This window comes from Streptomyces sp. NPDC094034 (assembly GCF_040303865.1).
GTDB lineage: Bacteria > Actinomycetota > Actinomycetes > Streptomycetales > Streptomycetaceae > Streptomyces.
This window is the reverse complement of the sequence record NZ_JBEOUD010000001.1, coordinates 53,696-78,730: the sequence shown is the minus strand read 5'-3', so window position 1 is coordinate 78,730 and position 25,035 is coordinate 53,696. Positions and strand designations below refer to the sequence as shown.

Annotated in this window: 22 protein-coding genes and 1 other RNA gene; 12 read left to right on the top strand and 11 right to left on the bottom strand. The window is 71.3% G+C overall.

The window, feature by feature from the left end; all coding sequences use genetic code 11:
- Window positions 1-154 precede the first annotated feature (154 nt).
- From ABTZ59_RS00375 to ABTZ59_RS00360, 4 genes are all read left to right on the top strand, one after another.
- On the top strand, window positions 155-1,192 hold the full coding sequence (locus ABTZ59_RS00375; protein WP_351387099.1) for an ABC transporter substrate-binding protein: 1,038 nt from the start codon (window positions 155-157) through the stop codon (window positions 1,190-1,192).
- A gap of 138 nt (window positions 1,193-1,330) precedes the next feature.
- Window positions 1,331-2,218: a Nif3-like dinuclear metal center hexameric protein gene (locus ABTZ59_RS00370; RefSeq protein WP_351387094.1), complete on the top strand. Its 888-nt coding sequence runs from the start codon at window positions 1,331-1,333 to the stop codon at window positions 2,216-2,218.
- Window positions 2,215-2,958: a zinc ribbon domain-containing protein gene (locus ABTZ59_RS00365; protein WP_351388709.1), complete on the top strand. Its 744-nt coding sequence runs from the start codon at window positions 2,215-2,217 to the stop codon at window positions 2,956-2,958. Before ABTZ59_RS00370 ends, ABTZ59_RS00365 begins: the two co-directional genes overlap by 4 nt.
- A complete protein-coding gene (locus tag ABTZ59_RS00360; RefSeq protein WP_351387086.1) occupies window positions 2,958-4,226 on the top strand; it encodes a bifunctional RNase H/acid phosphatase in 1,269 nt (422 codons plus the stop codon). The genes ABTZ59_RS00365 and ABTZ59_RS00360 overlap by 1 nt, the downstream gene beginning before the upstream one ends.
- A 102-nt stretch (window positions 4,227-4,328) precedes the next feature.
- Here the strand turns inward: ABTZ59_RS00360 and eda are convergent, their stop codons facing one another.
- Together eda and yaaA are read right to left on the bottom strand one after the other, a co-directional pair.
- Window positions 4,329-4,973, bottom strand: coding sequence for a bifunctional 4-hydroxy-2-oxoglutarate aldolase/2-dehydro-3-deoxy-phosphogluconate aldolase (eda, locus tag ABTZ59_RS00355; protein WP_351387081.1), 645 nt, complete (start codon window positions 4,971-4,973; stop codon window positions 4,329-4,331).
- A gap of 122 nt (window positions 4,974-5,095) precedes the next feature.
- Window positions 5,096-5,902: a peroxide stress protein YaaA gene (yaaA, locus tag ABTZ59_RS00350; protein WP_351387077.1), complete on the bottom strand. Its 807-nt coding sequence runs from the start codon at window positions 5,900-5,902 to the stop codon at window positions 5,096-5,098.
- A gap of 167 nt (window positions 5,903-6,069) precedes the next feature.
- Between yaaA and ABTZ59_RS00345 the strand changes: the two genes are divergently transcribed.
- Entirely contained in the window at window positions 6,070-7,620 is a 1,551-nt protein-coding gene (locus tag ABTZ59_RS00345) for an RNB domain-containing ribonuclease (protein WP_351387073.1), read from the top strand.
- Here ABTZ59_RS00345 and ABTZ59_RS00340 read toward each other — a convergent pair.
- Together ABTZ59_RS00340 and ABTZ59_RS00335 are read right to left on the bottom strand one after the other, a co-directional pair.
- The gene (locus ABTZ59_RS00340) at window positions 7,547-8,272 is read right to left on the bottom strand and encodes a hypothetical protein (RefSeq protein WP_351387071.1); all 726 of its coding nucleotides are present in this window, start codon (window positions 8,270-8,272) and stop codon (window positions 7,547-7,549) included. The two genes, ABTZ59_RS00345 and ABTZ59_RS00340, sit on opposite strands and share 74 nt — an antisense overlap.
- Window positions 8,269-9,024 (bottom strand): MerR family transcriptional regulator, encoded by a 756-nt coding sequence (locus tag ABTZ59_RS00335; protein ID WP_351387067.1) that lies wholly within the window; start codon window positions 9,022-9,024, stop codon window positions 8,269-8,271. The genes ABTZ59_RS00340 and ABTZ59_RS00335 overlap by 4 nt, the downstream gene beginning before the upstream one ends.
- A gap of 123 nt (window positions 9,025-9,147) precedes the next feature.
- Between ABTZ59_RS00335 and rnpB the strand changes: the two genes are divergently transcribed.
- An RNA gene (gene rnpB / locus ABTZ59_RS00330) (RNase P RNA component class A) lies at window positions 9,148-9,554 on the top strand.
- Window positions 9,555-9,736: 182 nt separating this feature from the next.
- Here the strand turns inward: rnpB and ABTZ59_RS00325 are convergent.
- Together ABTZ59_RS00325 and ABTZ59_RS00320 are read right to left on the bottom strand one after the other, a co-directional pair.
- On the bottom strand, window positions 9,737-11,035 hold the full coding sequence (locus ABTZ59_RS00325) for an amidohydrolase family protein (protein ID WP_351387061.1): 1,299 nt from the start codon (window positions 11,033-11,035) through the stop codon (window positions 9,737-9,739).
- Window positions 11,036-11,147: 112 nt separating this feature from the next.
- Complete coding sequence (locus tag ABTZ59_RS00320) at window positions 11,148-12,317, bottom strand: trans-sulfuration enzyme family protein (protein ID WP_351387053.1); 1,170 nt, start codon at window positions 12,315-12,317, stop codon at window positions 11,148-11,150.
- Window positions 12,318-12,469: 152 nt separating this feature from the next.
- Between ABTZ59_RS00320 and ABTZ59_RS00315 the strand changes: the two genes are divergently transcribed.
- From ABTZ59_RS00315 to ABTZ59_RS00305, 3 genes are all read left to right on the top strand, one after another.
- Window positions 12,470-12,925 carry an Lrp/AsnC family transcriptional regulator gene (locus ABTZ59_RS00315; protein WP_351387048.1) on the top strand — a complete coding sequence of 152 codons (456 nt, stop codon included), beginning with the start codon at window positions 12,470-12,472 and terminating at the stop codon, window positions 12,923-12,925.
- A 154-nt stretch (window positions 12,926-13,079) separates the two neighbouring features.
- Window positions 13,080-13,691: a class I SAM-dependent methyltransferase gene (locus ABTZ59_RS00310; RefSeq protein WP_351387043.1), complete on the top strand. Its 612-nt coding sequence runs from the start codon at window positions 13,080-13,082 to the stop codon at window positions 13,689-13,691.
- A complete protein-coding gene (locus ABTZ59_RS00305) occupies window positions 13,688-14,707 on the top strand; it encodes an HNH endonuclease (RefSeq protein ID WP_351387040.1) in 1,020 nt (339 codons plus the stop codon). The genes ABTZ59_RS00310 and ABTZ59_RS00305 overlap by 4 nt, the downstream gene beginning before the upstream one ends.
- Before the next feature lie 16 nt (window positions 14,708-14,723).
- Here the strand turns inward: ABTZ59_RS00305 and ABTZ59_RS00300 are convergent, their stop codons facing one another.
- Both ABTZ59_RS00300 and ABTZ59_RS00295 read right to left on the bottom strand, forming a co-directional pair.
- A complete protein-coding gene (locus ABTZ59_RS00300; RefSeq protein WP_351387037.1) occupies window positions 14,724-16,349 on the bottom strand; it encodes a substrate-binding domain-containing protein in 1,626 nt (541 codons plus the stop codon).
- Window positions 16,350-16,652: 303 nt separating this feature from the next.
- Window positions 16,653-16,979, bottom strand: a complete 327-nt coding sequence (locus ABTZ59_RS00295) for a hypothetical protein (protein ID WP_351387033.1) — start codon at window positions 16,977-16,979, stop codon at window positions 16,653-16,655.
- Window positions 16,980-17,122: 143 nt separating this feature from the next.
- On the opposite strand from ABTZ59_RS00295, the gene ABTZ59_RS00290 reads away from it, so the two are divergent.
- Window positions 17,123-18,124: an aldo/keto reductase gene (locus ABTZ59_RS00290; RefSeq protein ID WP_503001634.1), complete on the top strand. Its 1,002-nt coding sequence runs from the start codon at window positions 17,123-17,125 to the stop codon at window positions 18,122-18,124.
- A 32-nt stretch (window positions 18,125-18,156) separates the two neighbouring features.
- Here the strand turns inward: ABTZ59_RS00290 and ABTZ59_RS00285 are convergent, their stop codons facing one another.
- Window positions 18,157-19,092: a PhzF family phenazine biosynthesis isomerase gene (locus ABTZ59_RS00285; protein WP_351387028.1), complete on the bottom strand. Its 936-nt coding sequence runs from the start codon at window positions 19,090-19,092 to the stop codon at window positions 18,157-18,159.
- A 119-nt stretch (window positions 19,093-19,211) separates the two neighbouring features.
- Entirely contained in the window at window positions 19,212-19,982 is a 771-nt protein-coding gene (locus tag ABTZ59_RS00280; protein WP_351387023.1) for an SDR family oxidoreductase, read from the bottom strand.
- A gap of 151 nt (window positions 19,983-20,133) precedes the next feature.
- Here ABTZ59_RS00280 and ABTZ59_RS00275 point away from each other — a divergent pair, with 151 nt between their 5' ends.
- Both ABTZ59_RS00275 and ABTZ59_RS00270 read left to right on the top strand, forming a co-directional pair.
- Window positions 20,134-21,813: an alkaline phosphatase D family protein gene (locus ABTZ59_RS00275; protein WP_351387019.1), complete on the top strand. Its 1,680-nt coding sequence runs from the start codon at window positions 20,134-20,136 to the stop codon at window positions 21,811-21,813.
- Between the two features lie 177 nt (window positions 21,814-21,990).
- Window positions 21,991-23,418: a Bcr/CflA family multidrug efflux MFS transporter gene (locus ABTZ59_RS00270; RefSeq protein ID WP_351388699.1), complete on the top strand. Its 1,428-nt coding sequence runs from the start codon at window positions 21,991-21,993 to the stop codon at window positions 23,416-23,418.
- Between the two features lie 154 nt (window positions 23,419-23,572).
- Here ABTZ59_RS00270 and ABTZ59_RS00265 read toward each other — a convergent pair whose 3' ends face one another.
- Window positions 23,573-24,895: a hypothetical protein gene (locus ABTZ59_RS00265; protein ID WP_351387016.1), complete on the bottom strand. Its 1,323-nt coding sequence runs from the start codon at window positions 24,893-24,895 to the stop codon at window positions 23,573-23,575.
- Window positions 24,896-25,035: the final 140 nt, after the last annotated feature.

The following is a 25,035-nucleotide window of genomic DNA, read 5'->3' as shown; positions in this document are numbered from 1 at the left end:
CGCGCGATTCCCCTGAAAGCGCGGGGGCGGGTGTGCTGGCCGAGACGGCGCCGCTTAAAGTAAGGCACGCCTTACCAACGTCGTGCCAACGCCTCACCAGACCTGCCCGATCCCGCCCGTACCTCAACGAGCACCGCCTCCCAGGAGCATCAAGATGTCCATAAGACGCCGTGGCACAGCCGCCGCCGTCGCTCTCGCCGCCGCGCTCTCCCTCGCGGCCTGCGGCAGCGGCGACCCCTCCGACACCGGCTCCGCCGCGTCGGACGGGGGCGACAAGAAGGCCGCCGTCGCCACGGGCGGCAAGGACTTCGCCGACGCGGCCAAGAAGACCGCCGCCTACGGGACCGACGCCGAGCCGGGCCAGTTCCCGCGCACGATCACCCACGCCATGGGGACGACGGAGCTGAAGAAGCGCCCCGAGCGGGTCGTCGTGCTGGACGTCGGCGAGTTCGACAACGTCGTCTCCCTCGGTATGAAGCCCGTCGGGTACGCGCCGACCGAGGGCGACGAGGGCATCCCCAGCTATCTGCGGAAGGGCGCGGGCACCCCCAAGAGCGTCGGCACGATCAACAACCTCAACCTGGAGGCGATCGCCGGGCTCAAGCCCGACCTCATCCTCGGCAGCCAGCTGCGCGCGGCCGACAAGTACCAGGCGCTCACGGCGATCGCCCCGACGGTCTTCGCCATCCGCCCCGGCTTCACCTGGAAGGAGAACTACCTCCTCAACGCCCAGGCGCTGGACCGTACCGCGGAGGCGAAGGCCGAACTCGCCGCGTACGACAAGAAGGCGGCCGCCCTGGGCACGGATATCGGCCCCGACAAGCCGACCGTCTCGATGGTGCGCTACATGCCGGACCGGCTGCGGCTGTACGCGAAGGCGTCGTTCATCGGCACGATCCTCGACGACATCGGCGTGCCGCGGCCGAAGAACCAGCAGATCAACGATCTGGCCGTGGAGATCAGCCCGGAGAAGATCGACGACGCGGACGCGGACTGGATCTTCACGGGGGTGTACGGCGACCCGAAGAAGACCCAGCGGGACACCGCGCGCTCCAACCCGCTGTGGAAGAACCTGAAGGCGGTCAAGGCGGGGCAGGCGAAGGACGTCAAGGACGAGACCTGGTACCTGGGCCTCGGCGTGACGGCGGCGGACCTGGTCCTCGACGACCTGCGCGGCTACCTCGTCAAGTAGCGGGCGCAGACGGGGTGACCGGTGCGCGCACCGGGCGGGAACGTCCCCGCCCGGTCCCGCCCGGCCCCCGCCCGGTCCCGCCCGGCGTTGTCCACAGGCATGGTGGGCGCGACAGCGAGGACAGGTAGCCTTTGCACCGTGCCCCCTGTCCCCTCAGCCGTCCCCGCCGACGCGCCCCGCGCGCCCCGTCTGGCGGACGTCCTCGCCGCGCTCGACGCCCTCTGGCCGCCCGAGCGGGCGGAGCAGTGGGACGCCGTCGGCACCGTCTGCGGTGATCCGGGCGCCACGGTCACCCGGGTCCTGTTCGCGGTCGACCCCGTCCAGGAGATCGCCGACGAGGCGGTCCGGCTCGGCGCCGAGCTGATCGTCACCCACCACCCGCTCTATCTGCGCGGTACGACGACGGTCGCGGCCAGCACGTTCAAGGGGCGCGTCGTGCACACGCTCATCAAGCACGACATCGCGCTGCATGTCGCGCACACCAACGCCGACACCGCCGACCCCGGTGTCTCCGACGCCCTCGCCGGCGCGCTGGACCTGCGGGTCGTACGGCCCCTCGTACCCGATCCCACGGACCCCGCCGGACGGCGCGGCCTCGGCAGGATCTGCGAGCTGGACCACCCCGCGACCCTCCGCGACCTCGCCGCACGCGTCGCGCACCGGCTGCCCGGCACCGCCCAGGGCGTCCGGATCGCGGGCGACCCGGACGCGCCGGTCCGTACGGTCGCCGTCAGCGGCGGCTCGGGCGACGGCCTCTTCGACCAGGTCAGGGCGGCGGGTGTGGACGCGTTCCTCACCGCCGACCTGCGCCACCACCCGGCCTCCGAGGCCACCCAGCACAGCGCCCTCGGGCTGATCGACGCCGCGCACTGGGCCACCGAATGGCCCTGGTGCGAGCAGGCCGCCGCCCAGCTCGACGAGATTTCCGACCGCCACGGCTGGGACCTGCGGGTCCATGTCTCGAAGACGGTCACCGACCCCTGGTCAGCCCATCACTCCTCCGACTTCTCAGGAGCCCCCAACTGAACGCCGCGCCCGCCGACCAGATCCGACTCCTCGACGTCCAGGCCCTCGACGTACGACTGTCGCAGCTCAGCCACAAGCGCACCGCGCTGCCCGAGCACGCCGAGATCGAGTCGCTCGCCAAGGACCTCGCCCAGCTGCGCGACCTGCTCGTCGCCTCGACGACCGAGGAGAGCGACACCGCCCGCGAGCAGACCAAGGCGGAGCAGGACGTCGACCAGGTGCGCCAGCGCGCCGTGCGCGACCAGCAGCGGCTGGACTCCGGCGCGGTCACCTCGCCCAAGGACCTGGAGAACCTTCAGCGCGAGATCGTCTCGCTCGCCAAGCGGCAGGGCGATCTGGAGGATGTCGTCCTCGAAGTCATGGAGCGTCGTGAGTCCGCGCAGGAGCGGGTCGCCGAGCTGACGGAACGTGTCTCCTCCGTCCAGGCCAAGAGCGACGACGCCGCGGCGCGCCGTGACGCCGCCGTCGCGGAGTTCGACCGTGAGGCCGCGACCGTCACCAAGGAGCGCGAGGTCGTCGCCGCCTCCGTACCGGCCGACCTGCTCAAGCTGTACGAGAAGCTGCGCGTCCAGCAGGGCGGGGTGGGCGCGGCGCGGCTGTTCCGGCGCCGCTGCGAGGGCTGCCGGCTGGAGCTGAACATCACCGAGGTCAACGAGGTCAAGGCGGCCCCCGCCGACGCCGTGCTCCGGTGCGAGAACTGCCGCCGCATTCTGGTGCGTACCGCCGACTCGGGTCTGTGATGCGGCAGTTCATCGTCGAGGCGGACGGCGGCTCCCGGGGCAACCCGGGGCCCGCCGGGTACGGCGCGGTCGTCCTCGACGGCCGGACCGGCGAACCGCTCGCCGAGGCGGCCGAGTACATCGGTGTCGCCACCAACAACGTCGCCGAGTACAAGGGGCTGATCGCGGGCCTGACCGCCGCCAGGGCGCTGGACCCGGCCGCCGAGATCAGGGTCCGGATGGACTCCAAGCTGGTCGTCGAGCAGATGTCGGGGCGCTGGCAGATCAAGCACCCGGACATGAAGCCGCTGGCCGCCGAGGCGGCGCGGATCTTCCCCGCAGGACAGGTCACCTTCGAGTGGATCCCGCGCGAGCGGAACAAGCACGCGGACCGGCTGGCCAACGAGGCGATGGACGCGGGTAAGAACGGTGGGCAGTGGGATCCGTCGGCGTCCACGGCGGCGCTCGACGCGAGCGCGGCGCGCGCGGCGATGACGGAGGCCGAAGCGAGCGAGGCCGTGGCGCGTGCGGCACAGACGGAACGTGCGGCACAGGCGGAGGGGACGGCACAGGCGGAGCGGGCGGAGGCGGCGTCCTCGGCGTCCCGGCCTTCCGGCTCCGTGGGCTCTTCCGGCTCCGTGGGCTGGGGAGCCTCGGCCGACCTCGGCGCCCCCGTCACCTTCGTACTGCTCCGGCACGGCGAGACCGCGCTCACCCCGGAGAAGCGCTTCTCCGGCAGTGGCGGCAGCGACCCGGAGTTGTCGGCGGCCGGCCACCGACAGGCCGAGGCCGTCGCCGCGTCGCTGGCCGCGCGCGGCACCATCCAGGAGATCGTCTCCTCACCGCTCAGGCGCTGCCGTGAGACGGCGGCGGCCGTGGCGTCCCGGCTCGGCCTGGACGTCACCGTCGAAGAGGGCCTGCGCGAGACGGACTTCGGCGCCTGGGAGGGGCTGACGTTCGCGGAGGTGCGGGAGCGGTACGCCGACGATCTCAGCGCCTGGCTCGCCTCACCCGATGTCGCGCCCACCGGCGGTGGCGAGAGCTTCACGGCCGTGGGCGGGCGCGTCGCGACCGTACGCGACCAACTGCTGGAGCGCTACCGGGGCAGAACGGTACTGGTGGTCACGCATGTCACCCCGGTGAAGATCCTGGTACGGCTGGCTCTCGGCGCACCGCCGGAGTCCCTGTTCCGGATGGAGCTGTCGGCGGCCTCGCTGTCGGCGGTGGCGTACTACGCGGATGGCAACGCGTCGGTGCGGCTCCTCAACGACACCTCGCATCTGCGCTGACGTGCGCGCGCCGCGGGCCGGTGGTCGCGCGGCGTCGGCGGTCCGGCGGCGCGAGGTGGTCCGGCGGCGCGAGGTGGTCCTGCGGTCCGGCGGCGCGGGGACTCAGGAGCGGCCCGGCTCGCGCGGGGTCGACGCCTCGCGGGCCAGCGACTCGACCCGGCCCCAGTCCTTGGCCGCCAGCGCGTCCGCCGGGAGCATCCATGTACCGCCGACGCAGCCGACGTTCGGCAGGGCGAGATACGACGGTGCCTTCTCCGCCGTGATGCCGCCCGTGGGACAGAACCTGGCCCCCGGCAGCGGACCGGCCAGGGACTTGAGATAGGCCGTGCCGCCCGCGGCCTCCGCCGGGAAGAACTTCATCTCCGTCACCCCGCGCTCCAGCAGCGCCACGACCTCCGAGGCGGTCGACACCCCGGGCAGGAACGGTACGCCCGAATCCCGCATCGCGGTCAGCAGTGTGTCCGTCCACCCCGGGCTGACGAGGAAGCGCGCGCCCGCCCGCACCGAGTCCGCCACGGCGGCGGCTGTGATGACCGTGCCCGCGCCGACCACCGCGTCCGGCACCTCGGCCGCGATCGCGCGGATCGCCGCCATCGCGGCTGGCGTCCGCAGCGTCACCTCGATCGCGGGCAGCCCGCCCGCGACGAGGGCGCGGGCGAGGGGTACGGCGTCGGCGGCATCGTCGAGGACGACGACGGGGATGACGGGGGCGAGGTCGAGCACGGAAGCCACGGGCGCGGAGGTCATGGCGACATCCTGCCGCGCGCACGCCATTCTGCGCAATGACCGTTGCGCAGGGTGCAATGCAATGCGTCGCGGGTGGCGGGGCGCGGCAGCGGGGGTGGCGGGGTGCGGCAGCGGCGCGGGGCTCAGTGGATCTCCGTGACCACCACATCCAACGCCCACGTACGCCCCGCCCTCTCCGGTGCGGTCGCCTCCACCACGTACCCCAACTCCCGCAGCGTCCGGACCAGTTCGGCGGGTCCCTTCGGCCGGGCGCCCGCGATCAGCAGATCGCGCACCAGCCGCCCCTTCGTGGCCTTGTTGAAATGGCTGACCACGGATCGCTCCTCCGCCCCGGTCGCGGGATCGATCCGCGCGTGCAGCACCCGTACCGTCGCCGTACGCCCCGCCAGCTCACCCTTCGGGCGCCACGCGGCGGAATACGCCGACGAACGCAGATCGAGCACGGTTCCGCCGCCCGCCACCTCCGGCAGGACGGACTCCATCGGCCCGCGCCAGTACGCGCCCAGCGCGCCGAGCCCCGGCAGCCTGACCCCCATCGAGCAGCGGTACGAGGGGATGCGGTCGCCCATCCGCACCGCGCCCCACAGCCCGGAGAAGACCAGCAGGGTCTTCGCGGCCCGCCGCCGCGCGGCGGTGTCGAGCGTGGCCAGATCCAGCGCGTCGTACAGCACACCGGTGTAGATCTCCCCGGCCGGGCGCGTACCCGCCGTACGCAGCTCCACGTTCTTCGCGATCTCGCCACGCAGCCCCTCGCTGAGACCGAGCACCTGACGCGCCTTCTCCTCGTCGGCGGCGCACAGCTCGACGAGTTCGTCCAGCACGGCGGCCCTGGCCGCGGTCAGCCCCGGCAGGGAGAGGGACTCCGGCCTCAGCGGAGCGCCACGCCCGGAAGCGGCCTTTCCTTCCGACGGCGGCAACAGCACGAGCACGGTGGTTCTCCTCGGAAGACCTACGGGACACAGGGGACGTGGTCCCCGCGCCAGCCTAGGGCCTGCTCAACGCGCCCCGTGCCCCGCGCTCAACATGCCACCCCGCGCTCAACATGCCCCCCCGCGCTCAACGCGCCCCCCGCTTCCGTCCGCCATACGCTCGATTCATGCCCCGCCGTCATCTGCACACGACCGCCGCGGCCGAGGGTCCGCTGCGGGCAGCTCTGGGCGTGCTGCGTACGGTGCTCGATGTGCCCGGGACCTTCCCGCCCGCCGTCCGCGCCGAGACGGACCGGATCGTACGGACCCCGCGGCCGCCGGACGACGGCTGGGCGCCGGAGCGCGACGACACCGCTGTCGAGCTGTTCACCATCGCCGCGCCCGTCGCCGCCGACCTCGACCGGGCGATGTGGCTGGCCCGGCGCGCGGGCGGCGGCTTCCGGGTCCATTACGCGATCGCCGATGTCGCCGCGTTCGTCACCCCGGGCGGCGCGCTCGACGCCGAGGCCCATCGTCGCGTACAGACTCTCTACTTCCCCGACGGCGGTGTGCCGCTGTTCCCGCCGGTGCTCTCCGAGGTCGCGGCCAGTCTGCGGCCCGACCGGACCAGGCCCGCCCTGCTCTGGCAGCTCGATCTGGACGCGGAGGGCCGGACCGTCTCGGCCGAGGTCCGCAGAACGCTCGTACGGAGCAGGGCACGGCTCGACCACGCGGGCGCGCAGCGGGAGATCGACGAGGGGACGGCCCCGGAGTCCCTCGCCCTGTTGAAGGAGATCGGGCTGCTGCGCGAACGGCTGGAACGGGAACGCGGCGGCATCTCCCTCCCCGTCCCCGAACTGGAGATCGTGGAGCACCGACCGGATCCCGGCGGCGGCAGGTCCGACGGCGGCCGGTCCGAGGACGCGCGGTCCCGCGGGTCAAAACCCTCGTACGAGGTCGCTTACCACGCCCCGCTCCCCGTCGAGGGCTGGAGCGCCCAGATCTCCCTGCTCACCGGCATGGCCGCGGCTCAGCTGATGCTGACGGCCGGCACCGGCATCCTCCGTGCGCCGCCCGGCGCCCCGGACGGCGCGGTCGGCCGGCTCCGCCGCTCGGCCAAGGCACTGGGCATCGACTGGCCGCACCATGTCGCGTACGCCGACATCGTCCGTTCCCTCGACCCCCGCGACGCGCGCCACGCCGCCTTCCTCCAGGAGTGCACGGACCTGCTGCGCGGCGGGGGCTACGCCGCGTTCACCGGCGGCCGTACCCCGCGGCCCGCCGTCCACGCGGCGGTCGCCGCCCCGTACACCCACTGCACGGCCCCGCTGCGGCGGCTCGTCGACCGGTACGCGGGCGAGATCTGTCTGAGCGCGGTGGCGGGCCAGGACCCGCCGCGGTGGGTGCTCGAAGCCCTGGACGGGCTGCCGAAGGAGATGGCCGAGGGGGCGGAACGGGCCAGTGCCGTGGAGCGCGAGTGCGTCGGCCTCGTGGCGGCGGCACTGCTCGGGGACAGGGTCGGGGAGATCTTCCACGGATACGTGATCGATGTCAGGAAGCGTGATCCGTCCGTCGGCGTGATCCATCTGGAGGACCCCGCCGTGATCGCCCCGATCGAGAGCGGCGGGGTGCCGCTCCCGCTGGGGGAGCGGCTGCGGGCACGGCTCACCCGGTCGGATCCGGGACGCTATCCGGGGTCCTTTCCGGGGTCGGCGAAGGTGCTGTTCGAGCCCGCGTGAGTGCCTGGGTGAGCGCCTTGACCAACTCGGCGGGCCCGTCCGCGTGAAAACGCACCACCCGGGCCCGCTCGCGCCGACCGAGGGGCCGTACGAACAGGACGGGCTCGGTCAGCTCCACCCGTACGGTCGTCTGGCCGCCCACCGCGAGATCGAGGACCCCGCCGTTCGCCGGGTCGAAGGTGATCAGCCCGCCGCTCGGCGGGTAGCGCCGGTCGACATGTACGGAGGCGATCTGTGCCGCCTCGACGGAGAAGCCGAAGAGCGAGCCGTAGCGGATCCTCAACGATCCGTCCGCGCCCGCCACATGGGGCCGTGTCACACAGCCCGCGTGCAGCGCGAGCACCGCCAGCAGCGTATAGACGTCCACCACCAGCATGATCAGATGCACCACCGGCCAGGGGATCAGCACCGCCAGCGCCACCGTCTCGACGACGGCGACGAAGAGCAGCCCGTACACCATCGCCGTCTGCGGGCCGGTGTACGGCGCGGCGTGATCGCCCTCCCGTACCCCGTGCGTACGGCGGGCGACCCAGCGCCCGAGGCTGCTCAGGCCCCGCATCTCGTGCGCCAGCAGCCGTCGTACGGGCTCGGGTACGGCGGTACGGACCGCCGAGACGACCGCGTCCCGGCGGCCGGGTACGACCCATTTCACGGTGATCCCCCTTGTCCTTGCGCCACTTTCCGGGCCAGCGCCGCCATGACCAGACGGGCGACCTCCCCCTGGGCGGGGGTGAGCTCGTCCAGCAGGGCTTCCCCGAACCCGGCGGCCGGCGGCAGCCCCTGTGCCTTGGAGATCAGAGCCAGCACCTCGTCCGGGACGGAGGCGACGAGGGCGTCGGCGAGGGGCGCGATCCGGGGATCGCCGGGCGCCGCGTCGGCGAGTTCGTCCAGCCGCCGGTAGAGACCGAGGAGATCCGGGCTCTCCGCGAGCGGTCGCAGCGCCTCGTAGAACTCCTCGTGGCCCGCGGCGGTGTCGAACAGGATCAGCAATTCCCGGTCCTTGGCGCCCATGGGCGAGTCGACCGCCGGGGCGGTGCTCAGCAGTCGCGCCAGCGCGGGGGAGACCGGCCCTTCGGTGGACGGTGGGTTCGCCATCAGCTCGGCGAGCCTGCCGCGGCGGGCCCGGATCTCGGCCTCCTGCCGCGCCAGATCGGCGTCCAACTCCCCCAGCACCTCGGTGAGTTCCCGCCCGGCGTCGTCGGCGATCACGTCCCGCACCTCGTCCAGGGCGAGCCCCAGCTCGGTCAGCCGCCTGATCCGGGCCAGCAGGACGGCGTCCCGTACCGAGTAGTCACGGTAGCCATTGGCCCGCCTGGCGGGTTCGGGCAGCAGGCCAAGGTGGTGGTAGTGGCGTACCGCCCGCGTGGTGACCCCGACGAGAGCGGCGATCTCAGCGATCCGCATGGACCCAGTAGAAACCCTGACGTAGCGACAAGGTCAACCCCACCCGCCGTCCCGCTCCCGGCCCCCACCGGCGCCGATGCGTTCCGCCCCGCTCACGCCGGGTACCATGGCCGACACGGCAGACGAGCCGGGCGGACGGCCGCGTCAAGATCTTCGATCTTGCCGAGGAACGTCCGGACTCCACAGGGCAGGGTGGTGGCTAACGGCCACCCGGGGTGACCCGCGGGACAGTGCCACAGAAAACAAACCGCCGGGGGCCGTATCCGTACGGGCCCCGGTAAGGGTGAAACGGTGGTGTAAGAGACCACCAGTGCCCAGGGTGACCTGGGCAGCTAGGTAAACCCCACCCGGAGCAAGGTCAAGAGGGAGCACCCCGGTGCTCCTGCGCGGACGATCGAGGGCTGCCCGCCCGAGTCCGCGGGTAGACCGCACGAGACCGGCGGCAACGCCGGTCCTAGATGGATGGCCGTCTCCCGGACGGCCGCGAGGCCGCCCGGTGACAAAATCCGGCGTACAGCCCGACTCGTCTGCCTTTTGGGCCTCTGACCAGTAGAAACACAGGTCGGAGGTCCTTTCCGTCACGGCCTTGACGGTGCTGGGGACGACTCGGTCGAGGATCGGCGCGGGCCGGCCCGCGCACGCGAGCCGGCCCGTGTGCCGGCCACACCCGGAACACGCGGTCGTGCGGGCCGCCTGGCCGTGCTCGGTGCGGCTACTTGGCCGCGGGCCGCGGGCGCCAGGTGCCATCGAGCGGGACCCCGGCCGCCCTCGCGACGCGGTGGCGGGATTCGAGCAGGCGGGCCCTCAGCGTCTCCACGTCCACGTCCACCAGCGCGCCGTCGCGCTTGACGACGCGGCCGGCGACGAGGACGGTGTCGACCAGACCTGCGTGGCCGGCGGAGACCACGGTGCCGACGGGGTCGGTCACCGGGAACACGGTCAGGTCGTCGGTGCGCAGCAGGATGATGTCGGCGTCCTTGCCGGGCGTGACGCTGCCCGTACGGGCTTCGAGCCCACAGGAGGCGGCGGCGTCGACGGTGGCGAACGCGAGCAGGTCGCGCGAGCGCAGGCCGCCGTCCAGGCCGCGCTGCGCGGCGAAGGCGGCACGCATCGCCGAGAACATGTCTCCGGCCACCGAGGGGACAACGTCGATGGACAGCGTCGGGCGCAGCCCTGCCGCCAGTGCCCGGCCGGTCATGGGAGCACCGAAGCCCATCTTCAACTCGACGTCCGGGCTGATGGAGATCGAGCTGCCCGCGTCGGCGAGCATGCGCAGTTCCTCATCGCTCAGCCCGTTGCCGTGGACGAAGGTGGTGGTGTCGCGCAGCAGACCGTGCTTGTGCATGTCGGCGATCGGGCGCTGAGTGCCGTCGGACCCGGTGTGCAGGCTGGTGCGCAGGCCGAGTTCGGAGGCCAGCTCCAGTTCCCGGCCCAGGGTGTCCATGCCGGTGTCGTCGGCGCCGCGCAGCCCCCAGGCCATGGTGACCAGCCCGTCGCCGGGCAGTTCGGAGCGGACGCGGCGGATGTCGTCGTCGACGGAGTGGGGAGCGGCCCATCCGGCGCCGAGGCAGAAGACGGAGCGCGCCGGGGCGTCTTGGAGCGCGGCGACGGCGGCGTCCTCGTGCTCGGGGCCCTGGGCGACGTGGTACCAGTCCAGCATCGTGGTGATGCCGGAGTGCAGCGCCTCCAGACGGCCGACCAGCGTCGCCACATAGACGTCCTCGGGCGTGTAGTGGGGTTTGACCTTGCCGTGCATGGCCGCTGCCCATTCGCCGAACGTCCAGTCCGCGCCGATGCCGCGGAACGCGGTCTGCCAGGTGTGGCGGTGGTTGTCGACGAAGCCGGGCATGACGATCCGGTCGCTCGCGTCGATCACCTCGGCGTCCGGAGCGTCAATGCGCTCGGCCACCTCGACGATCACGCCGTCCTCGACCAGCACGTCACCACGGTCGAGATCGCCGACCGCCGGGTCCATGCTGACCACGGTGCCCCCGGTGAGCAGAGTCCTCATGGCGAGCTCCTTCAGATAAATGTTCCGGTACATGTTCCAGTTGGCGGAAGCCGGCGGCCCCTGAGCGTCACCCGGTGTCGTCGAGGGCAGGGCCGGCAGTTGAATCGGCCGCTCAGGTACTCGCCGCGTCGGCCGCCGCGAGCACATCCGCGACCAGGTCGGACGTGTCTTCCGTGCCCGCGGCCAGGCGGACCAGGCCCGGCGGAACGGCTTCGGCGATCTGCTCCTCGCTGAGCATGCCGCGCCACATCGACGCCGGGTGCACGGCGAGCGACTCCACGCCGCCGAGGCTCGCCGACCGTCGGGGGTAGCGCAGTCGGCCGAGGAAGGCGTCGGCCCTCTCGAAACCGTCGGCGAACTCGACGCCGAGCACCCCGCCGAAACCGCTCATCTGGTCGAGGGCCAGCGTGTGTTGCGGGTGGGACACAAGGCCCGGGTAGTGCACCCTCGCCACGGCCGGATGCCCGCTCAGCGCCCGCGCGAGCGCGAGGCCGTTCTCGTTGTGGCGCGGCATCCGCAGCGGCAGGGTGCGTATACCGCGCAGCAGCAGCCAGGCGTCGATCGGGCCGAGCGTGGCGCCGGTGAGCAGGCTGGTGTCCCAGACGCGGTCCAGGATCTCCGCGGGCCCGGCGAGCGCGCCGGCGGAGACGTCGGAGTGGCCGTTGAGGTACTTGGTCGCGCTGTGCATGACCAGATCGACGCCGAAGTCCGCGGGACGCTGGTTCAGGGGCGTGGCGAAGGTGTTGTCCGCCAAGGTCAGCGCTCCCCGCGCACGGGCCAGGTCCGCGACGGCCCGCAGGTCGGTGATCCGCAACAGCGGATTGCTCGGGGTCTCCACCAGGATCAGACGGGTCTTGGGCGTCAGCGCCTTGGCGAACGCCTCGGGATCGGTCTGGTCCACGAGGGTGGTCGACACCCCCAGCCGCGGCAGCAGGTTCCGCAGCACCGAGGCCGTGCCGCCGTAGGTGGACTTCTGCCCGATGACGTGGTCACCGGCGGACACCAGGGTCAGTACGGCGGTGGTGATCGCGGCCATCCCGGAGGCGGTGACCAGCGCGGCCTCGGTGCCCTCCAGGTCGGCGATGACGGCGGCGGCCTGTGCGTGGTTCGGGTTGCCGAAGCGGGTGTAGAAGTCCTTGCCGCGCGGGTCGACAGCTGTGCGCGCGAACGTCTCCGCGTCCTCGGCCGAGAATGTCGCCGTCTGGTAGATGGGCGGCGCCACGGCGCGGCTGGGGTGGACGTCGCGATCGGCGTGGACGGTGATGGTGCTGTTGCCCGGCATGGCTGTCCTTCCGTGGGCCGTCGAGGTACGTCATCAAGCCTGGCTCGCCAGCAGCCCCGTATGACCAAATCCCGGCAACTTTGGCAGTAGATTGCGCCCGCTACAGGCATTGAATTGTGCTAGCGGAGCTTCAGGAGCAATATCCTGCCCCTATGGATGAAGTGGACCGGTCGATCCTGGCCGTGCTCGAAAAGAACGGCCGTATCAGCAACGCCGAGCTCGCCGCCCAGGTCGGACTGTCTCCGTCCCCCTGCCTGCGGCGGGTGCGTCAGCTTGAGGACGCCGGGGTCATCCGCGGCTACCGCGCGGTGATCGACCCCGCCGCGGTCGGGCGAGGGCTGCGGGTGTTCGCCGGCGTCCGACTGATGCGGCACACCCGCCGCGACGTCGTCGCGTTCGAGCGCGAGGTCACGCGGCTTGCCGAGGTGGTCGCCTGCCACCACATCACCGGCAACTTCGACTACCTGCTCCAGATCGAGGTGGCCGACCTGCCCGCGTACGAGAACCTCCACGCCAACCAGCTGGCCGGCCTGCCCGGCGTAGCCACCGTCACCAGCTACGTCACCATGAAGACGCTGTCCCCCCCACACATGACCCCCCACGCATGACGCAGGTCAGAACATGGTGCTGGGTGGCCACCCACGGCGTTGCCCGCGCCGCCCGGCAACGCATCGTCTCCCCGAGTCCGGTCGGACGAGTCGCAGGGCCCGTCGGCACGGGGGATCCAGTACCACTGTCAGTCCCACGTCGTACGGTTGCGGCATGGAGCGAAGTTCACACGTAGCGGTCCAGGGCTACTACTCCGAGTCGGCGGAGCGGCTCGGGCAGCGCTACGAGAGCGTCACGTTCGAGGCGGTGCATGCGGCACTGCTGGATCTGTTGCCCGCCGCGCCCGCGCGTGCGCTGGATGTCGGTGCGGGTACGGGGCGTGACGCGGCGGCGCTGGCCGAGCGCGGGTTCTCGGTCGACGCGGTGGAGCCGGTGGCCGAGCTGCGTCAGGTGGCCGCGCGGCTGCATCCCGACACCATGGTGACCTGGCGGGAGAGCGCGCTTCCCGAACTGCGCGGTGTCGAGGGGCCGTACGACCTCGTTCTCCTGTCCGCGGTGTGGATGCATCTCCTGCCGGACGAGCGGCCGGTCGCGATGCGTCGCCTGGCCGGGCTGTTGGCCCCGGGCGGCATTCTGGTGATCACGTTGCGACGGGGCGAACCCCCCACGGACCGGCGCATGTTCGACATCCCTCCGGAGGAGGTCGCCGGTCACGGATTGGACGCGGGGCTCACGGTGCTCCGGGTCGTCGAGGAGGAAACGGACCGGCTCGGCCGTGAGTCGGTCGGGTGGAGTTCTCTGGCGCTGCGGAGCGGGCGGGCATGACCACTAGTGGTTTCTTCTACCAGCGGGACGCCTCGGCGCGGGCATCCTGGCGGCTGGCCGTACTGATGGGCTCGAACTCCCGGACGTATAAGTTCGCACTCGGTGCCGCGTTGCTTGACGTGGCCGGTCGCGGGCAGAGGGAGATCCCACTCGCCGAGTTCGCGACCCCGTACGCGTGGGAGTTGGCGCGGCGTATCGAGGACGCTCCCCAGGCTCCTGAGGGCGTCGCTCTGGGAGACTCGGACTTCCTGGCGATCGCCAGGAAAGAGCGCGCGCAGACGCTGGCCGCCGGGCAGCCGACGGACCGGTTGTTGGCGGCCGCGGTGAGATCGATGCCGGCCATGGTCATGCGGAAGTTCCACAATCTGCGCGGGGGTTCTCAGGTGCCCCACCTCTTCTTCGAGTTGACGGGTGGCCCCAGGGAGCGTGTCGTGCGCCTCACCCACGACACACTCACTGTCGCGCGGTCCGAGCAGGGCGCGGGACTGCGCGCCGAACTCGAAGCGCGCTGGAGCATCGTCGAAAGCTCGTTCGCCGCGGGTGTGGGGCGCAGCCTCATCGAGGAAGGCGTCGCGGTCGACTGGGACTCGCTCAGGCTCACCGACAAGAAGCGCCGCCGTTCCGTCGCCGGTGTCGCGGACGCGCTCATCGGCTTCCAGCATGGCCGCTGTCTCATCTGTGACGGTGTCGTCGTGCCGGGCGAGGCGGTGGCGGTCGACCATGTCTTCCCGTTCTCGTTGATGGAGCGCCAGCGCAGCGTGGGGGGCTGGGCGGGTCCCGATCTCGACGCGCTGTGGAACCTGGCTCCCGCCCATGCCACCTGTAACGGTGTGAAGAGCGACCGCACCCCGCGTGCCGTTGAGGTGTGCCGGCTCGCCTTGCGCAACGAAGCGATCGCGGACTCACCGCATCCGCTGAAGAAGACCCTCCAGCTCAGCCTTCAGCAGGCACTCGGCGGTCGTCGCCGTACCTCCTGGCCCGAGTTTCTTCGGGCGGTCGGCGATCTCGCGATCTAGGCTTTGTCAGACAGGCCTAGGACGTGGGAGTGGACACCGGCTTGCATTGTCCCGAGTCCTGTAGTTCCGAGCAGAGGCCGTGGCCGTGGTTGCGCAGGATGTCCCTGCCGCTCTGCTGGGTGAGGAAGGTCAGGAAGGCCGCGGCGACCGAGCCCGGGGGTGCCTCACCGTATGTGTAGGCGAACTCGGTCTGCCAGTACGGATAGCTGTCGTTCTCGACGTTCTCCGCCGTCGGCTTCTTGCCGTTGATCTTCAGTTTGACGAGGTCGCCGCCGGTCTCGTGGTCGTCCACCCTGCTCGCCTCGCTGTAGCCGAGGCCACCGGTCGTGTGGGCGATCCTGTCCAGCAGCGTGCTGGTGCTGTCGACCTCGCAGCGGCCGTACTCGTCGTCCTTCAGGGCCGCGCAGTCGGTCACGGTGAACTGCCGATGCTGCCGGCCTTCCAGAACACGCTCGACAAGGGCGCTGCGGGTGCCCGAGTTGGAGTCCCGGCTGATGAGGTGTATGGGGATCTTGTTGCCTCCCACCTGGGACCAGGACGTGAACTCTCCGGAGTAGATGCGCTGAATCTGTTCGACGTTCAGGGTCTCGACGCCCGCGTCCTTGGTCACCACGAGGGTGAACACGGAGATCGCCACGGGCTGCGGGATCAGCCGGGGGTGGCCGTCGGAGACGAGGCCGTCGGTGAAGGCGATGTGGTCGCCGAGCCCGTCGCCGACCGGGACCTTGGCGTCCTGGCCGGCCTTCTCCAGGGCGTTGACGCCGTTGGTGCTGCCGTCGAACGTGTCGTCCTCAAGGGGGATCGCCACGCCCGCGCCCTCGCACCGGTCCAGATAATCCTCGGCGACGGCCCGTATCGCCGGGGCGAGCGCGGTGGAGCCGTGCAGACGCAGGGTTCCGTCGGCGCAGTCCAGCGGGGGCGGTGCCGCGCGCAGAAACACCAGCAGGCTCTGCGCGAGGACACCGAGGGCCAGCAGGGCGATGCCCAGGCGCGCGGCGGGGGAAGCGAACGTATGGCTCTCGGTCCTGGCCATCTTGAACCGGAAGTAGCCGGCCACCCGGTCGATCCAGGTGATGCGCCGCCCGCTGACGTCGCCACGGAACTCCGGGGCGGGGAACGTCTCGCGCTGGTCGCCGGACCTGCGTTCCAGGACCGCGAGCACCTTGTAGTGGGCGCGGGAGTTGAGCATCGCCTTCGGCAGCCTGATGACCCCGGCGTCGGTTTCGTCGTCGATCGCGAAACCGGCCTGCCCCTCGGACGGCTCGGTGAAGAAGTCCTGTAGTTCGGGCTGGCTCAGATAGGTCACCACGAGCCCCACCACCCGGCGGCCGCGGAACGTGACCCGTATGCCACTCGGGTCGTTGGCGGGCGTCATGTAGTCGTCCGCGAGGATCTCGGCCCAGCCCGCGTTCTCGATGCGCAGCAGCACGAACGACGGGTCGGTCAGCCGGGTGCCGTTCTCCTGCATGTTCTGCAGGACCTCCGCGTACGGCGAGTGGGTCACATCCGCGGCCAGCGCGTCCATCTGTACGCGGTAGCCGAGCCGCTTGCGTCCGACGACGGCGAACTCCCAGACGAACGCCGCCGTGGGGATCACGATGCTGACGATGGCGACCGTCGTCTCGAAACTGGGCAGCTCCACCGCCGAACTCCCTGGATCCATTGCGTAGTTGGTATAGGGAGACCAAGAGTGACGAGTGAGGCGGCGGTTCGCCATGCCGACCGGGGTCCACGAGCGAGAATTCGGGTGGCCGAGATATCTGGGATACGCACTGTTCGCCTGACGTATGCCTTGCGTCCGGGCGGCCGCACGGTGACCGGAACGGGCACCCGCGTCACGGCGCGTCTCGACGGTCCCTGACTGGAGTCGGGGCGCGACCAACGAACGGACAGTCGCGAACGGCCCGCCGGTATGTCCGGCGGGCCGTCCACGGTGGGCGTGAGCCTACGGCGCGGGAGTCTCGATCAGGACCTCGGACGCGCCGGCGTCGAGCAGGGACCGCCGGACCCGCTCCAAGTCCGCCGTCGCCGCCTGCGCGCCCGAGTCGTCGTCCCCGACGCTGTCACACAGCAGCTCCCAGGACGAGGCGATCTCGCCTTCGGGACCCGACTCCACGTCGTCCTCCACCTCGTCGGGGAGGACGATCTCGATCTCCCATCGCTCGTTGCTGAGGAACTGCGGGGTCGAGTTGAAGATTCCTAACGCGTCCGCGGTCCGCTGGGCGACGACGTCACCGCTCATCCGCCCCCGCACTCTCACGGTGAACTGCACGACTGCCTCACTCTCGGTCCGCCGAAACCGACGGTCTCACTCATTGTTGTCACTGCCGGGTTGTCACTGCCGGAGGGCTCCGCGCCGCCCCGCGTGCGGGTGCGCTTGTCTTCGTGTGCGCTTCAAGTCCTAGCGTTCTCTCCATGGCATCCATGGAGAGCAGGACCCTGGGACACAGCGGGATCACCGTCGGCGCGCTCGGCTTCGGGTGCTGGGCGATCGGCGGTGAGTGGCAGAACACCGCGGGCGATCCGCTCGGCTGGGGCGCGGTCGACGACGAGGAGTCCGTCGCCGCGATCCGGCGGGCCATCGAGCTGGGGGTGACCTTCTTCGACACGGCCGACGCGTACGGCACGGGCCACAGCGAGCGGGTGCTCGGGCGCGCGGTGCGGGGGCGGCGGGACGAGGTCGTCATCGCCACCAAGTGGGGGAACGTGTGCGACGAGACGACCAGGACCATGGTGGGCGCCGATGACACGCCCGCGTACGCGCGGCGCGCGCTCACCGCGTCGCTGCGCCGGCTCGACACCGACCACATCGACCTCTACCAGCTGCATCTCTCCGGCGCGCCGCTCGACCGGGCCGCCGAACTCAGGGACGTCTGCGAGGAGTTCGTACGTGAGGGGCTGATCCGCGCATACGCCTGGAGCACCGACGACCCGGAGCGCGCCGCGGTTTTCGCCGAGGGGGCGCACTGCGCGGCCGTGCAGCACGCGTGCAATGTGCTCCAGGACGCGCCGGAAATGCTCGCGCTGTGCGCGGAGCGCGACCTCGCGAGTGTCAACCGCAGCCCGCTCGCGATGGGGCTGCTGGCCGGGAGGTCCGGGCGCGGCGGCCGGGGTGTGTCCGCCGGCGCGCGGGACATCCGTGCCGTACCTCCGGCCTGGCTGCGGTGGTTCGAGGAGGGCGGGGTGCCGGCCCCCGAGTGGGCGGCGCGCGTCGAGTCCGTACGGGACGTCCTCACCAGCGACGGCCGTACCCTCGCCCAGGGCGCGCTGGCCTGGTTGTGGGCGCGCGGCCCGCACACGGTGCCGATCCCCGGCTTCCGCTCGGTCGCCCAGGCCGAGGAGAACGCCGGAGCCCTCGCGTTCGGTCCGCTGCGCGATGGCCAGATGAAGGAGATCCGCGACCTGCTGGCCGCGTGAATTCCTCTAGGTCCTGTCCGACCGGACAGGACCTAGACCCGGTCGGGGATCCGGGCGCCCGCGCCGCCCACCCGGACGCGCGGGTCGTCCGGCCGCAGCTCCACCGTCAGCACTCCCGGGCGGCCCATGTCCGCACCCTGGTGCAGGGTGAGCACCGACTCGCCCGGTACGAGGCCGAGTTCACGCGCGTACGCGCCGAACGCCGCCGCCGCGGCCCCCGTCGCCGGATCCTCGACGACACCGCCCACCGGGAACGGGTCGCGGACATGGAAGACGGTCGCGGACTCCCGCCAGACGAGCTGAACCGTCGTCAGATCCAGCCGTGTCATGAGCCTTTCGAGGCGTTCGAAGTCGTAGGAGAGATCCGCCAGCCGCGCCCGCGTCGCGGCGGCCAGCACAAGGTGGCGGGCTCCGGCGAAGGCGATACGGGACGGCAGCGCCGGGTCGAGATCGGTCGCCGGCCAGCGGAGCGCGGCCAGCGCCTCCCGTACGTCCTGGCTGCCCACCTCCGTGACGTAGGGCTCGACACTGGTGAGCGTGGCCCGTAGCGCGCCGTCCCGCTCGGTGACCGTCACCGGGACGGTCCCGGCGCGGGTCGCGAAGACGAGATCGCCGGGCCCTGTCCGCTCGGCGAGCGCGACGGCGGTGGCGACCGTGGCGTGTCCGCAGAAGGGGACCTCGGCCTTCGGGCTGAAGTACCGGACGGTGAACGCCCGGCCCGGCTCGCCGAGGCCCCTTGGCGGCGCGGTCAGAAACGCGGTCTCGCTGTAGCCCAGCTCCGCCGCGATCGCGAGCATCGCGCCGTCATCGAGCCCGGTCGCGTCCAGGACGACACCGGCCGGGTTGCCGCCCGCCGGGTCGGTCGAGAACGCGGTGTACCGAAGGACCTCACCGGGAGTTCCGTCGGAAGCGGAAGCGGGCTCGGATGCGGGCTCGGATGCGGAGGCGGAAGCGGAGTGTGGGCTCATGTTCCGGCCAACAGCGACGGCGGTTCGCCGCATTCCCGCGCACCGATGCGGCACCGATGCGGCACCCATGCGGCACCGATGCGGCGCCCGTACCCGCGCTCGCGCCCCCTCGCACCCCCTCAGCCCCGGCCCACGAACGGCATCCCCGTCGCCAGCACCGTCGCGAACTGCACATTCGCCTCCAGCGGCAGCTCCGCCATGTGCAGCACCGTCCTGGCCACATCCGCCACATCCATCACCGGCTCCACCGCCAGTTCACCGTTCGCCTGCATCACCCCCTGCCGCATCCGCTCGGTCATGTCCGTGGCCGCGTTGCCGATGTCGATCTGCCCGCAGGCGATCCGGTACGGACGGCCGTCCAGCGACAGCGACTTGGTGAGCCCGGTCATACCGTGCTTGGTGGCGGTGTAGGCGACCGAGTCCGGGCGGGGCGTGTGGGCCGAGACCGAGCCGTTGTTGATGATCCGGCCGCCCCGCGGGTCCTGCGCCTTCATCAGCCGGAAGGCCGCCTGCGCGCACAGGAACGTACCGGTCAGATTCGTGTCCACCACCTTCCGCCAGGCCGAGTACGGCAGATCCTCCAGGGGCACACCGCCGGGGCCGAACGTGCCTGCGTTGTTGAACAGCAGGTCGAGACGGCCGTATCGCTCGCCCACGGCCGCGAACAGCGCGTCCACGTCCTCGGGTTTCGACACATCGGTCCGTACGGGCAGCGCGTCGCCGTCCATGGCGTCGGCCGTCTCCGTCAGCTTCTCGGGGTGACGGCCCGCCAGTACCACCGACCAGCCCGCGTCGCTCAGCGCTTTCGCGACCGCGCGTCCGATGCCGGAGCCGGCACCCGTCACCACGGCGATTCGCCCCTTGGTGTTGATGTTGCGCATGGCGTTCATGGTCAGGCAGGGTACGTGCGTTACGTGGGGTAGAACTTGGCGCAGCACGCGGTCCTCATCCAGTCGCCATGCGCAAGTTGTGCGTACGACAACGGGGCGTCTTCGCCCTCGACTGCACTGCGAGTGACAGCCGTCGTCAGGGGAGGGGCACATGACACCTGTACTTCGCCACGCACCGGCCGGCCGCGCGGTCGGCGGCTCCGTACCGGCCGGCACCCACTCCCCTGAACTCAGAGCCGCCGCCGCGCACCTCGGCCGCCGCCGTCTCCTCACCGGCACCGCTGCCGCCGCCGCGCTCGCCTTCGCCGTCAATCTGCCGAGCGCGGGGGTCGCGAGCGCCGCCGAGCTGGACGCCAGGAAGATCACCGAGGACCCGTTCACCCTCGGCGTCGCGTCCGGGGACCCGAGCCCCGACAGCGTGCTGCTCTGGACCCGCCTCGCGCCCCGCCCGTACGAGCCCGACGGCGGCCTGCCCGCCAACCGGGTCTCCGTACGCTGGGAACTGGCCCACGACGCGGCCTTCCGCCGGATCGCCAAGCGCGGGGAGACCGACGCGCACCCCGAGTTCAACCACAGCGTGCATGTCGAGGTCCCCGGGCTGGAGTCCGGCCGGGTGTACTACTTCCGCTTCCGCACCGGCGGTTGGATCAGCCAGGTCGGCCGCACCCGTACCGCGCCCGCCGCGAACGCCAGGACGAGCGCGCTGTCCTTCGCCGCCGTCTCCTGCCAGGCGTACCACGACGGCTACTTCACCGCGTACAGGCACCTCGCGGCCGAAGACCTCGATGTGGTCTTCCACCTCGGCGACTACCTCTACGAGTACGCCGTCACCTCCGTCGGCGGCGCCCGTAACTACCAGGACCGCGAGCTGCCCGCGCACTTCAACCGCGAGACGGTCACGCTGGACGACTACCGGATGCGCTACGGCCTCTACAAATCCGACCCGGATCTGCGGGCCGCGCACGCCGCGCACCCCTTCGTCGTCACCTGGGACGACCACGAGACCGAGAACAACTACGCGGGCGACGTCCCCGAGAACGACGTGCCGCCGGAGGAGTTCCTGCTGCGCCGGGCCTCCGCCTACCGCGCGTACTGGGAAAACCAGCCGCTGCGCGCCCCGCAGCGGCCCGACGGCCCCGACATGCGGCTCTACCGCAGGCTGCGCTTCGGCCGGCTCGCGCAGTTCGACATCCTCGACACCCGCCAGTACCGCGACGACCAGGCGTACGGCGACGGCTGGCAGCTGCCCGGCCCGGAGTCCGAGGACCCGGGGCGCACGATGACGGGACCGAACCAGGAGCGGTGGCTGCTGGACGGCTGGAAGAAGTCAACGGCGACCTGGAACGTCGTACCCCAGCAGGTGACCTTCGCCCGGCGCCGCAATCTGCCGACGGCCGATTACAAGCTGTCGATGGACTCGTGGGACGGCTACCCGGCCTCCCGGCAGCGACTGCTGAACGGGGTCGAGGCAGCGGGGATCAAGAACTTCATGGTGCTGACCGGCGACGTGCACACCGGCTACGCGTACGACCTGAAGAAGGACTGGGACAATCCCGGGTCGCGCACGCTCGGCACCGAGATCGTGGCGACCTCCATCTCCAGCGGCAGGGACGGTACGGACCGGCCCTCCAACTGGGCCACGTTCATGGAGGCCAACCCGCACATGAAGTTCTACAACGGGCGGCGCGGCTATGTGACCGTGGCGCTCGGTGAGCGGCAGGCGCGGGCGGACTTCAAGACGGTCAAGGTCATCACGACGCCCGGCGCCCCGGTCACGACGGCGGCGTCCTTCGTGACCGAGGTGGGCGACCCGGGACTGAAGCCGGTCTGACGCGGCGCTCGGCCCACTCCGTCGTCGTCGGCGGGAAAGCGGACGCCGACGCGGGTCCCGTACCGCGTCGAGCGTCCGCATCATCTGTCTCGTTGTCATGGCTTTCACACATAAGGGTCTCGGCCGCTCCCGCTGACCTGAGAGCATGGGTACGGATTCAACGACATGGAGACAGGAATGCCGGACGGCGGCCGAACCACCGAAGGACGTAAAGGACATATACCGCACGAGCAGCGTCGCTCGGCATCGATTCCGGAACAGCGGGGGGAACCCCCGCAAGCCCCGCAGGCCCCGCAAGCGGCTCCGCAAGCCACGCAAGCCCCGCAGGTGGCTCCGCAAGCCCCGCAAGCGCCCCCGAAAGAGCGTGTCGCCGCCGCGCGCCGCGCCGGGCTGCTGGTCACCCTCGTGCTCGGCGGGCTCACCGCGCTGCCCCCGCTGTCCATGGACATGTACCTGCCGGCACTGCCGGAGGTCACCCGCTCGCTGAACTCACCCGCGGCGACGGTCCAGATCACCCTCACCGCCTGTCTGGCGGGCATGGCGCTCGGCCAGATCGTGGTCGGCCCGATGAGCGACAAGTGGGGTCGGCGCCGGCCCCTGCTGCTCGGCATGATCGTCTACGTACTCGCCACCGCCCTCTGCGCCCTCGCGCCCACCACCGAACTCCTCATCGGCTTCCGCCTCTTGCAGGGCCTCGCGGGCGCGGCGGGCATCGTGATCGCCCGCGCCGTGGTGCGTGATCTCTACGACGGTGTGGAGATGGCGCGCTTCTTCTCCACCCTGATGCTGATCTCCGGCGTCGCGCCGGTCATCGCGCCGGTGATCGGCGGCCAGGTGCTGCGCCTCACCGACTGGCGCGGCATCTTCGCCGTCCTCACGGTGGTCGGCGTCATCCTCACGCTGGTCGTCTGGAAGTGGCTGCACGAGACGCTGCCACCGGAGAGGCGGCACAGCGGCGGCACCGTCGCGGCGCTGCGTACGATGCGCGGGCTGATCGCGGACCGGGTCTTCACCGGCTACATGCTGGCGGGCGGTCTGGCCTTCGCGGCGCTGTTCGCGTATGTCGCGGCCTCGCCGTTCGTGGTGCAGGAGATCTACGGCGCCTCGCCGCAGACCTTCAGCCTGCTCTTCGGCGTCAACTCCATCGGTCTGATCGCCGTCGGCCAGATCAACGGCAAGGTGCTCGTCGGGCGCGTCAGCATGGACCGGGTCCTGGGCGTCGGGCTGCTGGTCATCACCGTCGCCGCGCTGGCCCTGCTGCTGATGACCTCCGGGGTGTTCGGTCGCGTGGGGCTCCTCCCGGTCGCGGTGGCGCTGTTCGTACTGATGTCGGCGATGGGGCTCGCGATGCCCAACACCAACGCCTCGGCGCTGATGCGGACCCCGCACGCCGCCGGCTCGGCGTCCGCGCTGATCGGTACGTCGTCGTTCCTGATCGGTGCCATCGCCTCGCCGCTGGTGGGGATCGCGGGTGAGGACACGGCCGTGCCGATGGCGGTCGTGCAGCTGGTGTGCGCCGTCGGCTCGGTGGGCTGCTTCCTGGGCTTCGTCAGGCCGTGGCAGCGGCACCAGCAGCCGAGGGAGCGCCCGGCCACCGGCGCCTGATCACCGCACCACTCCACTACTCGAAGCGCTTCTGATCACCGTTTCCGGTCACCGTCTCCGGTCACCGCCTCTGATCACTGGTTCCGTCGGATCGCTGCTTCTGACGGCTGCTTCTGATCGCTGATTCGCGCGCTGTCCGCGCCGGGGCTCTCTCTCAGCCCTGGCGCAGATAGCCGACCAGATGCGGGCGGTCCTTCGAGTCTGTCCAGCGGAAGAGCCCGACTCCCGACGTCTCCGCACTGGGCAGCCGGACATTGGTCGCCAGCGCCTCGGGCGTGGCGGTCGTCAGATTCACCTTGACCGGGTTGCCGCCGCCCGCCAGCGCGTCCGACGTGTTGCGGGCGCTCACCGCGCCGTACGCCGTGCCGTCGTCCGACACGGTGGTCAGCGTCAGCGGCTGCGTGCCGTCCGTCTCCTCGAAGCAGTACGCCTTCTTCGCGTCCAGGTCGAAGGCGAGCCGCCCCGCGATCAGGAAACGGCCGTCGGGGGAGGCGATGAGGCGCGGGTCCTCGGCCGGGTTGATGGCCGGCTTACGGCACCGGACCTGCGCCACGGGCTTGCCGGTCGCCGCGTCGTGCACCGCCCAGATCTCGTGCGTGCGGGCGTCCGCGGCGCCCTTCTTCTTCTGCCACTTGGCGAGAACGAAGCCACTCGCCATCGAGGCGGGCACACCCGAGGCGCTGTCGGTGTCCTTGGGCGCGCCCTGCCGGCTGTACCAGCCGCCGCGTACCCAGAACTCCTTGGCCCCGCTGACCAGCAGCCCCTTCTCGGTGACCCCGCGCACCTCGGTCAGCTTGCGGCACTCCTTGCAGTCCTTGGGGTAGCCGAGGGAGCCCGGCGGGACCTTGACCACCTCGGCGGTGGCCGGATCGATCACCGCGCTGGTGGCCTTGCCGTCGCTGATCAGGATGGCGGGCCCGGCGGCGCTCACCTTCGGCGCGTCCGCCCAGGGAATCTCGACCCGCCGACGGGTGCCGTCGGAGGCGTTGTAGATGTCGAGGGAGACGATGGAGTCGGCGGGGCGCAGCGCGTCCGCGCTGAGCCTCCCGTACGACCAGGTGACGAAGTACTCCTGGCCGTCCTTGGTCACGGACAGCAGCCGGGGGAACCGGTCGGGGGCGAACAGCGGTCGCCAGGGCTCCCCGTCCCAGCCGCGCCGACCGGTCTCGGGGTCGATCGTCCGCAGCCGGAACCGGTCCATGCCCACCCGCTCCAGATAGGCGAGACGGTTCGTGTCATGGGCGACGGCGACATCGGGGGAGCCGCCGACGATCTCCCAGCCGCGCGCGGTGTCGTACGCGTCGGGAACGCTGAGCCGGGGCGCCCGGTCCAGGACGTTCGTCACGGGCTTCTTTGCCGCGCCGTCGTCCTTCGGTTTGGCGGCCTTGTTCCCGCCGCCACACGTGGCGAGCAGGAGCAGCAGTGCCAGCACAATGATCCCGCCGACGAGGATCATGCGTACGACCCGTTGTCTCATGGTCCCCGTGCTGGGTGGCCGGTACTGTCTCAGGCGCAGTCTCATGTGTCCCCAGTGGGAGCGGCTACGGGGCAAGGATCGTCAGCGTAGCAACTGCTTCTATGACCCTCGCAGTTCGCTCCACGCACCGGGGCGCGCGG

What these genes read in the sequence shown, in the direction of transcription:
- ABTZ59_RS00315 (WP_351387048.1), top strand. Translation starts at nt 12,470, where the DNA reads ATGGATGAAGTGGACCGGTCGATCCTGGCCGTGCTCGAAAAGAACGGC.
- ABTZ59_RS00325 (WP_351387061.1), bottom strand. Translation starts at nt 11,035, where the DNA reads ATGAGGACTCTGCTCACCGGGGGCACCGTGGTCAGCATGGACCCGGCG.
- ABTZ59_RS00265 (WP_351387016.1), bottom strand. Translation starts at nt 24,895, where the DNA reads ATGAGACAACGGGTCGTACGCATGATCCTCGTCGGCGGGATCATTGTG.
- ABTZ59_RS00305 (WP_351387040.1), top strand. Translation starts at nt 13,688, where the DNA reads ATGACCACTAGTGGTTTCTTCTACCAGCGGGACGCCTCGGCGCGGGCA.
- ABTZ59_RS00345 (WP_351387073.1), top strand. Translation starts at nt 6,070, where the DNA reads ATGCCCCGCCGTCATCTGCACACGACCGCCGCGGCCGAGGGTCCGCTG.
- ABTZ59_RS00290 (WP_503001634.1), top strand. Translation starts at nt 17,123, where the DNA reads ATGGCATCCATGGAGAGCAGGACCCTGGGACACAGCGGGATCACCGTC.
- ABTZ59_RS00270 (WP_351388699.1), top strand. Translation starts at nt 21,991, where the DNA reads ATGCCGGACGGCGGCCGAACCACCGAAGGACGTAAAGGACATATACCG.
- eda (WP_351387081.1), bottom strand. Translation starts at nt 4,973, where the DNA reads ATGACCTCCGCGCCCGTGGCTTCCGTGCTCGACCTCGCCCCCGTCATC.
- ABTZ59_RS00375 (WP_351387099.1), top strand. Translation starts at nt 155, where the DNA reads ATGTCCATAAGACGCCGTGGCACAGCCGCCGCCGTCGCTCTCGCCGCC.
- ABTZ59_RS00310 (WP_351387043.1), top strand. Translation starts at nt 13,080, where the DNA reads ATGGAGCGAAGTTCACACGTAGCGGTCCAGGGCTACTACTCCGAGTCG.
- ABTZ59_RS00320 (WP_351387053.1), bottom strand. Translation starts at nt 12,317, where the DNA reads ATGCCGGGCAACAGCACCATCACCGTCCACGCCGATCGCGACGTCCAC.
- ABTZ59_RS00360 (WP_351387086.1), top strand. Translation starts at nt 2,958, where the DNA reads ATGCGGCAGTTCATCGTCGAGGCGGACGGCGGCTCCCGGGGCAACCCG.
- ABTZ59_RS00280 (WP_351387023.1), bottom strand. Translation starts at nt 19,982, where the DNA reads ATGAACGCCATGCGCAACATCAACACCAAGGGGCGAATCGCCGTGGTG.
- ABTZ59_RS00285 (WP_351387028.1), bottom strand. Translation starts at nt 19,092, where the DNA reads ATGAGCCCACACTCCGCTTCCGCCTCCGCATCCGAGCCCGCATCCGAG.
- ABTZ59_RS00335 (WP_351387067.1), bottom strand. Translation starts at nt 9,024, where the DNA reads ATGCGGATCGCTGAGATCGCCGCTCTCGTCGGGGTCACCACGCGGGCG.
- ABTZ59_RS00275 (WP_351387019.1), top strand. Translation starts at nt 20,134, where the DNA reads ATGACACCTGTACTTCGCCACGCACCGGCCGGCCGCGCGGTCGGCGGC.